Source organism: Lentibacter sp. XHP0401 (assembly GCF_025751535.1).
Lineage (GTDB): Bacteria > Pseudomonadota > Alphaproteobacteria > Rhodobacterales > Rhodobacteraceae > Lentibacter.
In genome coordinates this window covers 135328-147869 of sequence record NZ_JAOWLC010000001.1, presented here as the reverse complement: position 1 = coordinate 147869, position 12542 = coordinate 135328, and the positions used below count along the sequence as shown (strand labels likewise).

The window sequence follows — 12542 nt, the reverse complement described above, 5'->3', positions numbered from 1 at the left end:
CCGCCCCTTTGCGGGGTCTGTTGTTGCCAGTCTAACATGGTGATTCGCCTTTGGGAAGTAGATGGTTCGCTCTTAGGTCATAGCCACTTGGCAAATGTGAACGAAGTCGCCTGTTCGAATCCCTCATGAGCGCTCTCACCCGTCTTTTCAAAGCCAAGTTTCTCAAACACGCGGTGGTTTTCGCGCAATTCAACCCGCGTCATCAGCTCAAGCCGCTCCAGCCCAAGCGCTCTGGCCCGCGCTTCAGCCTGCTTAACCAAGGCCCGCGCATGCCCTCGTCCACGCGCAGCCCCATCAACCGCCAGCTTGCCAATGTATAAGCTGTCCACCCGTGGCATCATAAAAACACAGGCCACAACAGGCTCACCGATCGCCCAGACCTCCCCGTCTCGGGCTTGCTGTGATACATCGTGCACAGTTAAGCGGTGCATCGAGCTTGGCGGAAATATCCGCCCATCCATAGAGGCAAATGCACGCTGAATGAGACCCAGAACCGCCTCAACCTCTTTGCTATCCGCCGCTATCTGGTGCATTGCGCAGGCCTCTTCCCAAACGTCATCTCTCTTGCAAAAAGTAGCGTTGCACCGTAGCCCACCCTTATGCAAGTCAACACGCTCATCCTTGGCGCAGGCGCCGCTGGCCTTATGTGCGCCGCCCACGCGGGGCCAAAAACTCTGATCATTGATCACGCCAAAAAACCGGGCGAGAAAATCCGTATTTCCGGTGGCGGGCGCTGCAACTTCACCAATATGTATTGCACGCCAGAAAACTTCCTGAGCGAGAACCCGCATTTCGCCAAATCCGCTCTCGCCCGCTATACCCAATGGGACTTTATCGAGCTGGTGGCCAAGCACGGCATCGCCTATCACGAAAAAACCCTCGGCCAGCTCTTCTGCGATGGCAAATCGACCCAGATCATCGACATGCTGCTGGCTGAAATGGCCCGCGCCGAGGCTTCGCTCTGGCTTGAAACCTCCGTGATCAGCATCACCCACGACGGATCAGACTTCACCGCCACGCTGGAATATAACGGCAAGCGCAAAACCGTCCTCGCGCGCAATCTCGTGCTCGCCACAGGCGGCAAATCCATCCCCAAGATGGGCGCAACAGGTCTGGCTTACGACATTGCCGAACAGTTCGGCCATAGCCTAACCAAGACACGCCCGGCCCTCGTCCCCTTCACTTTCTCCGATAATCCGTTCACGCCCCTCGCAGGCACAGCCGCCGACACAATCGCCACAGCGGGCCACGCCAGCTTTGAAGACGCCACGCTCTTCACACACCGCGGCCTCTCTGGTCCCGCCATGCTGCAAATTTCCTCGTACTGGCACGAGGGCGAAGCGATCACACTCAATCTTGATCCGGCAAACACGCTTTACGAGGCTCTGCGCTCACAGCGCCAAACACAGGGCCGCCGCCAGCTCACAACCGAGCTTGCCCGCCATCTGCCCGCCAAACTGGTCGATCACCTCACAAACCCTCTCGCCCTCACAGGCAATCTCGCCGATCAGTCCGATGCCCGCCTGAGCGAGATCGTGAGTGCCTTGCAAAACTGGCAGCTCAAGCCCACAGCCACAGAAGGCTACCGCACAGCCGAAGTCACCCTCGGAGGTGTTTCAACGGCTGATATCAGCTCCAGATCCATGGAAAGCGCCCACCGGAAAGGCCTCTACTTCATCGGCGAATGCGTCGATGTGACAGGCTGGCTCGGTGGGTTCAATTTTCAATGGGCATGGTCTTCCGCCGTCGCCGCTGCGCGCGATATTGCCAGCCGCGCCCAAAGCTCTCTATAAACGCCCATGGCTATAGATCACGATATCACCCGGCATCTGGCGAGCCGCCTCAAAGAGGCACGCACCGCGCGTGGCCTCTCGCTGGAAGCATTGGCACAGCTTTCTGGCGTTTCCCGCTCCATGCTCAGCCAGATCGAGCGTGGCGCATCCTCGCCCACCGTGGCCAGCCTCTGGAACCTGACCCGCGCTCTGGGCGTTGATTTCGCAGGGCTGCTAGACAGCTCCGCCAGCCCCGAATGCCCGATCCTTGAGCACCTGCGCTCCACCGACACGCCCGCCTTCACCGAGACAGGCAAAGGCTGCACCATCCGCATTCTCTCCGCACCCGCCGATGTGGGCAAAACCGAGCTTTACGAGCTGGTCTTTGACGCAGGCGGCAGCCTGGTCTCCGAGCCACACGACGCAGGCGCTGTCGAGCATCTCACCGTGCTCACAGGCGCACTCTCCGTCAGGAGCGGCGAGGCCGAGGCCGCTCTTGGCACAGGCGACACCCTACGCTACCGCGCCGATCTGCCCCATGCGATCCGCGCGCATGAAACGGCCCGCGCCATACTCGTTGTAAAGCACGAAACAGGTGCGCGTCCGCTATAACGGACGCGCATCTTTTATATTGACATTTTGCGTCACGAAGATACCCTTGAGCAAACCTCAAAGGGAGCGCCCGCCATGTCCGCCTTTCTCACCGATATCCAAGCCACCCTCCGCGAGATCGAGGCAGACGGGCTCTATAAGCGCGAGCGCGCTATCAGCACGCCCCAGTCGGCCCACATCACAGCCGAGGGGCGGCCCATGCTCAACCTCTGCGCCAACAATTACCTCGGCCTCGCCGATCACCCCGCGCTAATCAAAGCCGCCACGCAGGCGATGAACGAGCACGGCTACGGCATGGCCTCGGTGCGCTTCATCTGCGGCACGGCAGATTTGCACCGCGAGCTTGAAAGCGCGTTGGCAAAATTCCTCGGCATGGATGATGCCATCCTCTTCGCCGCCTGCTTTGATGCCAACGGCGGTTTGTTCGAGCCGCTCCTCGGCCCCGAAGACGCAATTATCTCCGACGCCCTCAACCACGCCTCTATCATTGACGGCATCCGCCTCTGCAAAGCCAAGCGTTACCGCTATGCCAACTCCGATATGGACGATCTCGAAACACAGCTCAAAGCCGCCAAAGCCGATGGCGCCCGCCACATCATGATCGCCACCGATGGTGTTTTCTCAATGGATGGCTACCTCGCCAGGCTCCCCGAGATCAAAGCGCTGGCCGACAAATACGGCGCCATCACTATGGTCGATGATTGCCACGCTACAGGCTTCATGGGACCAAAGGGCCAAGGCACACCCGCGCATTTCGGCACAGCAGTCGACATCCTCACAGGCACGCTCGGCAAGGCCCTCGGCGGCGCGCTCGGCGGCTATATCGCTGGCCCCCAGCCAGTAATTGACCTGCTGCGCCAACGCGCTCGGCCTTATCTTTTTTCCAACGCCCTGCCCCCCTCAATCACCGCAGCAGGCATCGCCGCGCTCAAGCTGGTGGAAGATGGCGATGCCCTGCGCAAACAACTCTTCGAGAACGCCGCGCACTGGCGCGCTGGCCTTGAGGCCGCAGGCTTCACCCTGCTTAAAGGCGAACACCCGATCATTCCCGTCATGCTCGGCGAAGCCCAAAAAGCCCAAGACATGGCGCAGGCTTTGGACAAACGCGGTATCTATGTCTCGGGCTTCTTTTTCCCCGTCGTGCCAAAGGACCGCGCCCGTATCCGCACCCAAATGAATGCTGCCCTCACCAAAAAAGATCTCAACGCAGCACTCTTTGCCTTCACCGAAGCTGGCCGCGAAACAGGCGTGATATGATCCTCCCCGACATCACCTATGCCATCGGCAACTCCCCCCTCGTGGCGCTCGACCGCCTCACCGCCCACCTGGGCCTTGACGGACGCATCCTCGCCAAATGCGACTATCTCTCGCCGGGGTTCTCCAAAAAAGACCGTGCCGCCCTCGCCGTGATCCAGTCGGCCCGAGCCACAGGCGATCTGGCCGAGGGTCAAACCGTCGTCGAGCTCACCTCAGGCAATATGGGAACAGGCCTCGCCATCGTATGTGGCATTTATGGCCACCCTTTCGTCGCCGTTATGAGCGAAGGCAACTCCCCCGAGCGCGCCGCCATGATGCGCGCGCTTGGCGCCGAAGTCCTCCTCGTTCCCCAAGCTGACGGTTCTGCCCGCGGCGAAGTCTCGGGCGCAGACCTTGCCCTCGTTGAAGCCGCCGCGCAAACCCTCACCCGCGAACGCGCCGCCTTCCGCGCCGACCAGTTCGTCCACCCAAGCAACCCGCAGGCGCACGAGACAGGCACAGCCCCTGAAATCTGGGAACAATCCGAAGGCTCCGTCACCGCATTCTGCGACTTTATCGGCTCTGGCGGAACCCTCGGTGGCGCTGCCCGCTTCTTCGCCTCCCAAGGCGTAAAATCCTACGCCATTCACCCCGACACCCCCACTCATCCCATTCAGGGCGGCGGATACTCCATGCCCAATCTCGCTCACCTCAAAGGCGTGCCCCTCGCAGGCACCCTCACCGTTACTGGCAAAGCAGCCCGCGAACACGCTCGCCTCCTCGCCAGGCACGAAGGCATCTTCGGTGGCTTCTCCGCAGGCGCAAATCTCGCAGGAGCCGTGCAGCTCCTTCAAGACTCCGAGCAAGGCGGCACAGTCGCCATCGTTATCTGCGATAGCGGCCTCAAATACCTCTCAACCGACCTCTGGGATGACACACCATGAAAAACTCTATGCAAGCCCTCGTCAAAACCGCACCCCAGCCGGGTCTCACCCTCCGGCAAGAACCGCTCCCCGAGATCGGCCCGGAAGATGTTCTGATCAAAATCAACAAAACAGGCATCTGCGGAACCGATCTGCACATCTGGAACTGGGATGACTGGGCCGCGCGCACGGTCCCCACCCCGCTCATCACGGGCCACGAATTCGCAGGCGAAATCGTCGAGCTTGGCCGTGATGTGACCGATCTGGCTCTTGGTCAGCGCTGCTCTGGAGAAGGCCACCTTATCGGTAAAAAATCCCGCCAGAGCCGCGCAGGCAAGTTCCACCTTGATCCGCAAACCCGCGGCATCGGCGTCAACGAGCAAGGCGCCTTTGCCGAATATCTCCGCCTCCCCGCCTTCAACGTAGTTCCCCTCCCCGATGCGATTGACGATGAAATCGGAGCAATCCTCGATCCTTTAGGCAATGCCGTTCACACCGCCCTCAGCTTTGATCTGGTCGGAGAAGACGTGCTCATCACAGGCGCCGGCCCCATCGGCATCATGGCCGCCTGCGTCGCGCGTCATGTGGGTGCGCGCCATGTGGTCATCACAGACATCGACCAGCGCCGCCTCGATCTCGCCGCCTCCGTGGCCGATGTCGTCCCCGTCAATGTCGCCACACAAGAACTGAAAGAGGTCGAAGGCGCGCTCAAAATGAAGGAAGGCTTCGATGTCGGCCTCGAGATGTCCGGCTCCCAAACCGCCCTCGATCAAATGGTCGAAAACCTCGTCATGGGCGGGCGCATCGCCCTCTTAGGCATCCCGCCGGGCAAAAGCCCTGTCGACTGGTCGCGCATCGTCTTCAAAGCCATCACCCTCAAAGGCGTCTACGGCCGTGAAATCTTTGAAACATGGTATAAAATGATCGCCATGCTGGAAAACGGCCTCGACGTGCGCGGCGTCATCACCCATCGCCTCAAAGTGGCCGACTATGCAAAAGGCTTTGATGCCATGCAGCAAGGCTCAGGCAAAGTCGTCCTCGATTGGACCTAACCTTCCCCTTTCTTTTTGCCATAAATATCCTGGGGGTCTGGGGGCAAAGCCCCCAGCGGGTCGGATTTGCGAAGCAAATTCGAGATTACCCCTGAATGCTCTCCAAGTAAGCCAGCAGTGCTGCCAAAGGCCGTGGCGTCGGCGTAAACACGCCCTCGCCCGTCTTGATCGGCACACTTGGCCCTTCAAGCAGCAGGCCGAATTCGGGCATCTCCACATCTTCACGCCCTTGCCGCGTGTAACCGTCGATATAACTCAGCACGCGGTTCACAGGGAATTTTCCACTGTTGTCGCGGGTGAGTGTCGTCAGGTCCGCGGGTTTCACGCTCAGATCGCCCGCAAGCTCCCCGTCGCCCTTGCCGCTGGCCCCGTGGCACATAGCGCAATTCGCATCATAGGCCGCGCGCCCTTCGCTGGCGTCAGGCATTTCCGTATTCATGCAAGCCGCGACAGCAACCGCCGCCAACCCTGTCAAAACAAACCGCATCTGCTCGCCCCTTTATGGTTTTCTTAAGCCTAAAGAAACGCCCCTAGCGCTGCAAGCCTTCCAGATAGCCCACAATCTCGACAAGCGCGCGCGGAGTGGCGATTTTCTGCCCGTTTTGCGTCTCCCACATCACCTTTTTGCCCGCGCCGATATCTTCGAAATCGGGCATATCGCCAAAATGCCCCGGCCCGCCGTAGCCGTGCACCTTGGCCAGCACATCATCTGCCGGAAATGTCCCGCCGTTGCGCTCCGAAATAAGTGTTAAATCCGCTGGTGCCTGCTCAAGCCCCGACTCCGCATCACCATGTCCGCGCGCATTCGCGCCATGGCAAGCCGCGCAATTTTCGGCAAACAACATCGAGCCGCTCTTGCTGTCGTCCCTGCGTGCTGTCTCGTCCACACATCCTGCAAGGCCCGCCATCGCGGCCAAAGCCAAAACCAACGCCTCTGTCGTTATCGTTTTCATGTCGCACTCCTGTTTGAGCCATTCTGACAGCGTGGCACTTGCCTACGCTTTGATCTGGATCATCCGCTCGCGCCATGCCACTCTTGGCCCAACCACACAAGAGAACTCCATGACACTTACACCAGACCAGGCCCAAACCATCTTTGATACAGCCTTCGCCCCTTGGGTGCGCGCGCTTGACCTCACAATCACCGATATCAGCAAAAATGGCGCAACCCTCACAATGCCCATCACCCCCGATCTCACCCGAATGGGCGATGTGCTCTCGGGTCAGGCGCTTGCAGCCATGGCCGATACCGCAATGGTCTTTGCCTGCGCGGGGCTTTTCGGCCAGATGAAACCCGTCGCCACAACCAACCTCGAAGTGCAGTTCCTGCGCGCAGGCCTTGGCGATCTGGTCGTCTGCGAAGCCCAAATCGTCAAACCGGGCCGCAACCTCATCTTCACCCGCGCTGTGATGCGTGCCGAGCCTCTGGGCAAAGACATCGCCACAGCAACAGCCACATTCTACCTCGCCTGAAAGGCACAACTCCATGCACAGCCCCACATCATACGCCCTCATCATGCTCGCAGCAGGCATCGGTATTCCCGTTCTGGCCGCGCTTAATGCAAGTCTCGGCACGCGCCTCGGAACGCCCTTCGCCGCAGGGTTGATCCTGTTTTGCGTGGCGCTTTCCGCGGCTGTTGTGGTGCTCTTTCTCACAGGCAGCGCAAGTGCGCTCGCCCAAGCTCCCGCCCAGCCCAAACACTTGTTTCTGGCAGGCCTGCTCGTGGCCTTCTATGTGCTCTCGATAACTTGGGTCGCGCCGCGCTTCGGCGTCGGCAATGCGGTGTTCTTCGTGCTGCTCGGGCAACTTATCTCTGCCGCGATCATTGATCACTTCGGCCTTTTTGGTGCGCGTATCTCGCCGCTCTCGCTCTCCCGCGCAGGCGGCATCGCCCTCATGGCCTCAGGCGTCTGGCTCACACAGCAGGTTTAACACCTGCAAGTCTTTGCAAAGAAATCCCGAAAAAGGCCCGACCAATACGGAAAAGGCCGAACCGCGTCGCAAAGAACGGAAACAGCTTGAAGAAGCCGGTGAGACAGGCCTCTTCAAGCAGCCGGATGGCCCCAAGGTGGTGACACTCCCGACCTCAACACCGAAGAGCGTCGCTTGGGGCAGGTCAGGCTCTCCCACCACTTTGGAAAGCTGGCTCTCAAGCCACCGCGCCAAAGGCCTCAAAGCCGAACTGCGCCGCAGGCACGGTGCTCTCAAGCCCATTGAGCGCAATCTCGACACCGGTTGAAAGCACAACAGTCACTCCCGTCGCGTCAATCCGCTGCTCGGTGATCGTCGGCACATCGGCCTCGTCATGCAACACGATGATACTGTCCTCAGCCGGATCAAAGTCCGTGATGGTCACTCCCAAATCAACATCTGCCAGAATGTAATGCGCATCCGCCCCCGCGCCGCCTGTACCGATATCGCCCTCGCCCAACATTAGGGTATCGTCGCCAAAGCTGGCAATCAGCCGGTCGATCTCGTCATCCGAACTGCCGTCGTCCTCGTTGCCGTTCAGCACATCATCGCCCAGCGTGGCCATCAACAGGTCAGCACCTTCACCGCCAATCAGCGTATTGTCACCCTCGCCACTGTCGATACGGTCATCACCCGCACCGCCGTCAAGATAGTCGTTTCCGGCATTGCCGTTCAGGTTGTCATCTCCCTCACCGCCATAGAGCACATCGTTGCCATAACCGCCGCGCAGTGCGTCATCGCCCTCATCGCCATAAATCGTATCATCGCCATAATACCCTGAAAGCTCGTCATCCAGCGAACCGCCCGTGATAACATCTGCCTCAACCGAGCCATTTGCCGTCACACCCGCAGTGTCAGTTACCTGTCCGCGAGAGGCGTCATCGACCTCAGCAGCGCTTAAATCCCCGCCGGAGGTTTCATCATTGCTTAAAAACGTATCGACACCCGCACCGTCTGTCTCGGGTCCTTGTGCAGCCTCTCCCGTGTCAACATCGGCAGCTCCCGCCGCATTCACATCGTTCTCGTCGTCACCGCCACCATTGTCCAGCAGCGGAACCAACATCAACGGGGCACCAATAAGCGCCATCAAAATCATTGAAGTGAACATCGTATCTGCCTCTTGCTCGTCAGGGTCATAGCGCCCTGTTGAGCTCAAGCATCTACTTTCAATTTGTCAAAAATGTGCGTTTTCTCTGGCCTTACCGTGCCACTCCAAGTTGCAAATGGCGCATTCAGGCAGGCACAAGAACGCCCTCTTCAAGCCGCACACGGCGGTCCATCCGCGCGGCAAGCTCAAGGTTGTGCGTGGCAATCAGCGCTGCCAGTCCGGTTTCCCGCGCAAGGCTCATCAACGCCGAAAACACCTGATCTGCCGTGCCGGGGTCAAGGTTTCCCGTTGGCTCGTCCGCCAGCAAAAGCCGCGGCCCGTTCGCGAGTGCCCGGCAAAACGCAACGCGCTGCTGCTCGCCGCCCGACATATCCGCTGGCCGGTGCTCACAGCGTTCACTCACGCCGACATGTCCCAAAAGCTCCATGGCACGGGTGTTGGCCGCACCACGCGCCACGCCGTTGGCAAGCTGCGGCAGCATCACGTTCTCCAGAGCGGTAAACTCGGGCAGCAAATGGTGAAACTGGTAAACAAAACCCACATCCTCTCGCCGCACCCGTGTGCGCTTGCGGTCGCTTCTCCCCGTCATATCCTGCCCGCCGATTTCGACAGTTCCCGCACTCGCCATGTCAAGCAATCCGGCAATGTGCAGAAGCGTCGATTTGCCCGCGCCTGAAGGGGCTACAAGCCCCACGATCTCACCCGCTTCAATCGTCAGATCTGCGCCCCTGAGAACGCTCACCTCGTTGGGCTTGTCTTTATTGTAAACCTTCTCGATGCCCGTCAGGCGCAACACAGGATCACTCATAGCGCAGCGCCTCCACAGGGTTCATCCGCGCCGCACGCCGCGCCGGAAAGATCGTTACGATAAAACTCAGCCCAAGGCTCAGCGCCACAGCAGACATCACATCATTGAACTGGAGCTTCGCAGGCAGGAATGAAATCCCCCGCACCGCAGGGTCCCATATCCCGCCGCCGGACACTCCGTTCACAATCGCAAAGATCGGGTCGATATAGATCGCAAACAAACAGCCGAGCAACACGCCAAGCGCTGTTCCGATAATCCCCGTAAACGCTCCGCAAATAAAGAACACCCGCAAGACAGCACCCTCCGTAAGGCCGATGGTGCGCAAAATCCCAATGTCGCGCCCCTTGTTCTTCACGAGCATAATCAGCCCCGAAACAATATTCATCGCGGCAATGAGAACAAGGATCGACAGGATCACAAACATCACATTGTCCTCGATATCGAGCGCCTTGAGAAACCCGCCGCTCGCATCTTTCCATGTCCAGAGCAGCGCCCGCTCCCCCCCCGCTTGAATGAGCGGCAGAGTCATCGCGTCCACAGCGTCAGGCGTCGCCACCATCACCTCGATCTCGTCCGCCCGCCCTTCGCGGTTAAAGAAAGTCTGCGCCTCACCAAACGGCATATAAACGCGCGTGCGGTCAATGTCATAGCGCCCCGCCGTGAAGATATAGGCAACCTCATAGGCCTTCACCCGCGGGCTCGTGCCAAAGGCTGTTTTCACACCGTTGGGGCTGATCACCTTGATCTTGTCACCCGCCACGACACCCAACTCGCGCGCAACCCCCGAGCCGATGGCAATGCCCTCTTCAAAACGGGTGATGTCTCCCGAGCTGTCCTGCGGTTCCACAATCCGCGGGATGGTCATGAGGTTTTCCGCCGTGATCCCGTAAACTTCAATGCCCGCATTGCGCCCGCCCGCGCTGGCCATAACCTGCCCCTTCACAAGCGGCGCCGCCCGCGTCACACCGTCAACCGCGCGAAGGCGCGTCGCCATGCCCTCATAGTCCTGAATTGTGCGGTCCAGCACTCCGTTTTCCTGCACTTCGGCAGCATTATACACCGTCACATGGGCGTTCGCGCCCAGAATGGTATCAACAAACTCCGCCCGAAAGCCCGCCCGTACGGCCAGCGTGGCAATCAGCGCCATAACAGCCAGCGTAATCCCGATCAGCGAAATCCACGTCATCACGCTCACGCCGCCCTCGGCACGACGCGCGCGTAAATAGCGCCACGCTATCATCCACTCGTAGCGCGCAAAAGGAGGGGTCATGGCCATAGGTCTGCTCTCTTTATAATTGCGCGGCAAAATGCGCGCGCTTGGCCCCAAGGTCAAGCAGAAGCGCGTCTTGCCGCAGATCATGGCCACGATTTGCCCAAAGGCCTATACTTGGCCCAATAAAGAGAGCGCCATGGCAAACATCACCGTCATTCAAGGTCGCCCCGACCCCGCCACAGACCGCTTGGGCGACACGCTCTCTGCCGCCTAAATCGAAGGTTTTGGGCGCTCAGGATGACAGCTAGGCGCCCTGCGCGCGCCGCCGCCCGAAAACCCCGCGTAACAGCGCAATCAATCCCCCGATAAGTCCAAGTCCGCCCAGAAACCCAGTGCCGGCAAAGACCCCGCCTTCAAAGGTGAGCGGCACGGCAGGCTTATACGCCTCCCAGGCCCGCGCGGCTATTTCGCTGTCGGAAAAGCGGCGCATCTCGTAGGCGCGGGTAAACGGCCCGACACCTTCCAAGGCAGCAAGATCAGCACTAAGCCGCGCGTGGCGCGCAATCGTGTTTTCCATCGTGTCCGCGCGCACGGCCCCCATAGCGCCACCGTAGCGCATCTGGATCAACGCCTGCTCGCGGCTCACATTAAGGCTCGCCGCATCCGCATCAAACTCGGCCACAAAGCGCCCCAGTTCGTCCACAGCCCCACCCATCCGCTGGATGTATTGCTGCGAAAATTCGGGAAATTGCGAGAAGCCCGCCGCCCCGGCCAACCCGCCTGCCAATGTCACAACCCGTGCAATCATACTGCCTCACCCATGGCGTTTCTGCCGATAAAGCTGCGCAAAAAACGTCTCCCAGCTTTCCCAGAAAACAGCTTCGTCCTGCCAGCTATCATCCTGCAAATTCTCGGAGCGGTCAAAGTCAAAAAAGCCTACGCGCGGCACGTCGCCGCCGCGATAGTCCAGAAATAACGTCTCCCGATACCACTGAGCCAGCACGATCATCCGCTTCGCTCCCTTGGGAAACATCTCTGACTGCTCCTCATAAGCATAGTCGCTGATGCTCTCGTAAAGGCTGCGCATACTGTGTAGCGGCACAAGTTCCTCATAGCCCGAAAATGGCGTGAGATCATCTTCCAGCGGCACACGCCAATCGCCAGCGTAGACATCGCGCAGCCCGCCGCCGTTTTGCCTGAGATAGAGCGCGCGCACCCCCTCGGGCAGCGTTACGCCAAGCTCGACCTCGCGCGCAGCAATATCTGCTTCCCTCACATAGGCCGTATCCTTCAGCGCGTCTGCCTCGTAATCCTTGTTGGAATGATGATGCCAGTCAAAGAAGGTCTCGACCGTCACCGGCTCGGCCAGTGCTGCAATCCCCTCGTTCTTCTGCGCCGATGTTCTGGCGGCGCGTTTGAACTCTTCCTTCATCGCCGCCTCAAGGTCTGGCTTGCCGTGCTCCAGCCAGATCAGCAACAGCCCGGCAAAATACATGACAACCGCATAAACTGCGATATGCAACGCTGTCATACCCTCAAGAAACGGTGAAAAGCTGGGCGCACCGGTCACAAGGCCCAGCGCCAGCCCAAGCAGGTATACCGCGCCCACCACAAAAGGTTGGACCGCCAACGCCTTCAACGCAAAGCCAGCAACCTTGCTCAAAGGTGCCCCGCGAAACATCAGGCGCCATTTGCCCATCACGTCCGCCATCACAAAGACAAACGCCATGGGCAATATCCACCACGGGCTGACCAAACTCAGCCCCGCAACAAACGGAACCGAGAGCAAAAGCACCGTAAAACCGATGCGGGCCGGAACGGAAAACACCTCACCGATCATATCAAC

The 12542-nt window shown here is 59.7% G+C and carries 16 protein-coding genes; 8 read left to right on the top strand and 8 right to left on the bottom strand.

The window, feature by feature from the left end; translation table 11 throughout:
* Positions 1–77: 77 nt before the first annotated feature.
* The gene (locus OE750_RS00795; protein ID WP_263760372.1) at positions 78–533 is read right to left on the bottom strand and encodes a GNAT family N-acetyltransferase; all 456 of its coding nucleotides are present in this window, start codon (positions 531–533) and stop codon (positions 78–80) included.
* A gap of 66 nt (positions 534–599) precedes the next feature.
* On the opposite strand from OE750_RS00795, the gene OE750_RS00790 reads away from it, so the two are divergent.
* The 5 genes from OE750_RS00790 to tdh all read left to right on the top strand — a co-directional run bounded on the left by OE750_RS00790 (position 600) and on the right by tdh (position 5595).
* Complete coding sequence (locus OE750_RS00790; RefSeq protein WP_263760370.1) at positions 600–1793, top strand: NAD(P)/FAD-dependent oxidoreductase; 1194 nt, start codon at positions 600–602, stop codon at positions 1791–1793.
* Positions 1794–1799: 6 nt separating this feature from the next.
* Complete coding sequence (locus OE750_RS00785; RefSeq protein ID WP_263760368.1) at positions 1800–2384, top strand: helix-turn-helix domain-containing protein; 585 nt, start codon at positions 1800–1802, stop codon at positions 2382–2384.
* A 75-nt stretch (positions 2385–2459) separates the two neighbouring features.
* Positions 2460–3641, top strand: a complete 1182-nt coding sequence (locus tag OE750_RS00780) for a glycine C-acetyltransferase (protein WP_263760366.1) — start codon at positions 2460–2462, stop codon at positions 3639–3641.
* Positions 3638–4564, top strand: a complete 927-nt coding sequence (locus OE750_RS00775) for a PLP-dependent cysteine synthase family protein (protein WP_263760364.1) — start codon at positions 3638–3640, stop codon at positions 4562–4564. The genes OE750_RS00780 and OE750_RS00775 overlap by 4 nt, the downstream gene beginning before the upstream one ends.
* A complete protein-coding gene (gene tdh, locus OE750_RS00770) occupies positions 4561–5595 on the top strand; it encodes an L-threonine 3-dehydrogenase (RefSeq protein ID WP_263760362.1) in 1035 nt (344 codons plus the stop codon). Before OE750_RS00775 ends, tdh begins: the two co-directional genes overlap by 4 nt.
* A gap of 85 nt (positions 5596–5680) precedes the next feature.
* Here the strand turns inward: tdh and OE750_RS00765 are convergent, their stop codons facing one another.
* Both OE750_RS00765 and OE750_RS00760 read right to left on the bottom strand, forming a co-directional pair.
* Positions 5681–6082 (bottom strand): c-type cytochrome, encoded by a 402-nt coding sequence (locus tag OE750_RS00765; protein ID WP_263760360.1) that lies wholly within the window; start codon positions 6080–6082, stop codon positions 5681–5683.
* A 43-nt stretch (positions 6083–6125) separates the two neighbouring features.
* The gene (locus tag OE750_RS00760) at positions 6126–6548 is read right to left on the bottom strand and encodes a cytochrome c (RefSeq protein ID WP_263760358.1); all 423 of its coding nucleotides are present in this window, start codon (positions 6546–6548) and stop codon (positions 6126–6128) included.
* Here OE750_RS00760 and OE750_RS00755 point away from each other — a divergent pair.
* A complete protein-coding gene (locus OE750_RS00755; protein WP_263760356.1) occupies positions 6547–7068 on the top strand; it encodes a PaaI family thioesterase in 522 nt (173 codons plus the stop codon). The two genes, OE750_RS00760 and OE750_RS00755, sit on opposite strands and share 2 nt — an antisense overlap.
* 13 nt (positions 7069–7081) lie before the next feature.
* Positions 7082–7528: a DMT family transporter gene (locus OE750_RS00750; protein WP_263760354.1), complete on the top strand. Its 447-nt coding sequence runs from the start codon at positions 7082–7084 to the stop codon at positions 7526–7528.
* 217 nt (positions 7529–7745) lie between these two features.
* Here OE750_RS00750 and OE750_RS00745 read toward each other — a convergent pair whose 3' ends face one another.
* The 3 genes from OE750_RS00745 to OE750_RS00735 form a co-directional block, all read right to left on the bottom strand.
* Entirely contained in the window at positions 7746–8723 is a 978-nt protein-coding gene (locus OE750_RS00745; protein WP_263760352.1) for a calcium-binding protein, read from the bottom strand.
* A 76-nt stretch (positions 8724–8799) separates the two neighbouring features.
* Positions 8800–9483, bottom strand: coding sequence for an ABC transporter ATP-binding protein (locus OE750_RS00740; RefSeq protein ID WP_263760350.1), 684 nt, complete (start codon positions 9481–9483; stop codon positions 8800–8802).
* Positions 9476–10759, bottom strand: coding sequence for a lipoprotein-releasing ABC transporter permease subunit (locus OE750_RS00735; RefSeq protein WP_263760348.1), 1284 nt, complete (start codon positions 10757–10759; stop codon positions 9476–9478). Before OE750_RS00735 ends, OE750_RS00740 begins: the two co-directional genes overlap by 8 nt.
* Positions 10760–10778: 19 nt before the next feature.
* Here OE750_RS00735 and OE750_RS00730 point away from each other — a divergent pair, with 19 nt between their 5' ends.
* Positions 10779–10970 (top strand): hypothetical protein, encoded by a 192-nt coding sequence (locus tag OE750_RS00730; protein ID WP_263760346.1) that lies wholly within the window; start codon positions 10779–10781, stop codon positions 10968–10970.
* Between the two features lie 30 nt (positions 10971–11000).
* Here the strand turns inward: OE750_RS00730 and OE750_RS00725 are convergent, their stop codons facing one another.
* Together OE750_RS00725 and OE750_RS00720 are read right to left on the bottom strand one after the other, a co-directional pair.
* Positions 11001–11504: a DUF2937 family protein gene (locus OE750_RS00725; protein WP_263760344.1), complete on the bottom strand. Its 504-nt coding sequence runs from the start codon at positions 11502–11504 to the stop codon at positions 11001–11003.
* 6 nt (positions 11505–11510) lie between these two features.
* Positions 11511–12536 (bottom strand): SMI1/KNR4 family protein, encoded by a 1026-nt coding sequence (locus tag OE750_RS00720; protein ID WP_263760342.1) that lies wholly within the window; start codon positions 12534–12536, stop codon positions 11511–11513.
* Positions 12537–12542: the final 6 nt, after the last annotated feature.

Coding starts and splice junctions, on each gene's coding strand:
- OE750_RS00795 (WP_263760372.1), bottom strand. CDS start 533: ATGCACCAGATAGCGGCGGATAGCAAAGAGGTTGAGGCGGTTCTGGGT.
- OE750_RS00790 (WP_263760370.1), top strand. CDS start 600: ATGCAAGTCAACACGCTCATCCTTGGCGCAGGCGCCGCTGGCCTTATG.
- OE750_RS00785 (WP_263760368.1), top strand. CDS start 1,800: ATGGCTATAGATCACGATATCACCCGGCATCTGGCGAGCCGCCTCAAA.
- OE750_RS00780 (WP_263760366.1), top strand. CDS start 2,460: ATGTCCGCCTTTCTCACCGATATCCAAGCCACCCTCCGCGAGATCGAG.
- OE750_RS00775 (WP_263760364.1), top strand. CDS start 3,638: ATGATCCTCCCCGACATCACCTATGCCATCGGCAACTCCCCCCTCGTG.
- tdh (WP_263760362.1), top strand. CDS start 4,561: ATGAAAAACTCTATGCAAGCCCTCGTCAAAACCGCACCCCAGCCGGGT.
- OE750_RS00765 (WP_263760360.1), bottom strand. CDS start 6,082: ATGCGGTTTGTTTTGACAGGGTTGGCGGCGGTTGCTGTCGCGGCTTGC.
- OE750_RS00755 (WP_263760356.1), top strand. CDS start 6,547: ATGTCGCACTCCTGTTTGAGCCATTCTGACAGCGTGGCACTTGCCTAC.
- OE750_RS00760 (WP_263760358.1), bottom strand. CDS start 6,548: ATGAAAACGATAACGACAGAGGCGTTGGTTTTGGCTTTGGCCGCGATG.
- OE750_RS00750 (WP_263760354.1), top strand. CDS start 7,082: ATGCACAGCCCCACATCATACGCCCTCATCATGCTCGCAGCAGGCATC.
- OE750_RS00740 (WP_263760350.1), bottom strand. CDS start 9,483: ATGAGTGATCCTGTGTTGCGCCTGACGGGCATCGAGAAGGTTTACAAT.
- OE750_RS00735 (WP_263760348.1), bottom strand. CDS start 10,759: ATGGCCATGACCCCTCCTTTTGCGCGCTACGAGTGGATGATAGCGTGG.
- OE750_RS00725 (WP_263760344.1), bottom strand. CDS start 11,504: ATGATTGCACGGGTTGTGACATTGGCAGGCGGGTTGGCCGGGGCGGCG.
- OE750_RS00720 (WP_263760342.1), bottom strand. CDS start 12,536: ATGATCGGTGAGGTGTTTTCCGTTCCGGCCCGCATCGGTTTTACGGTG.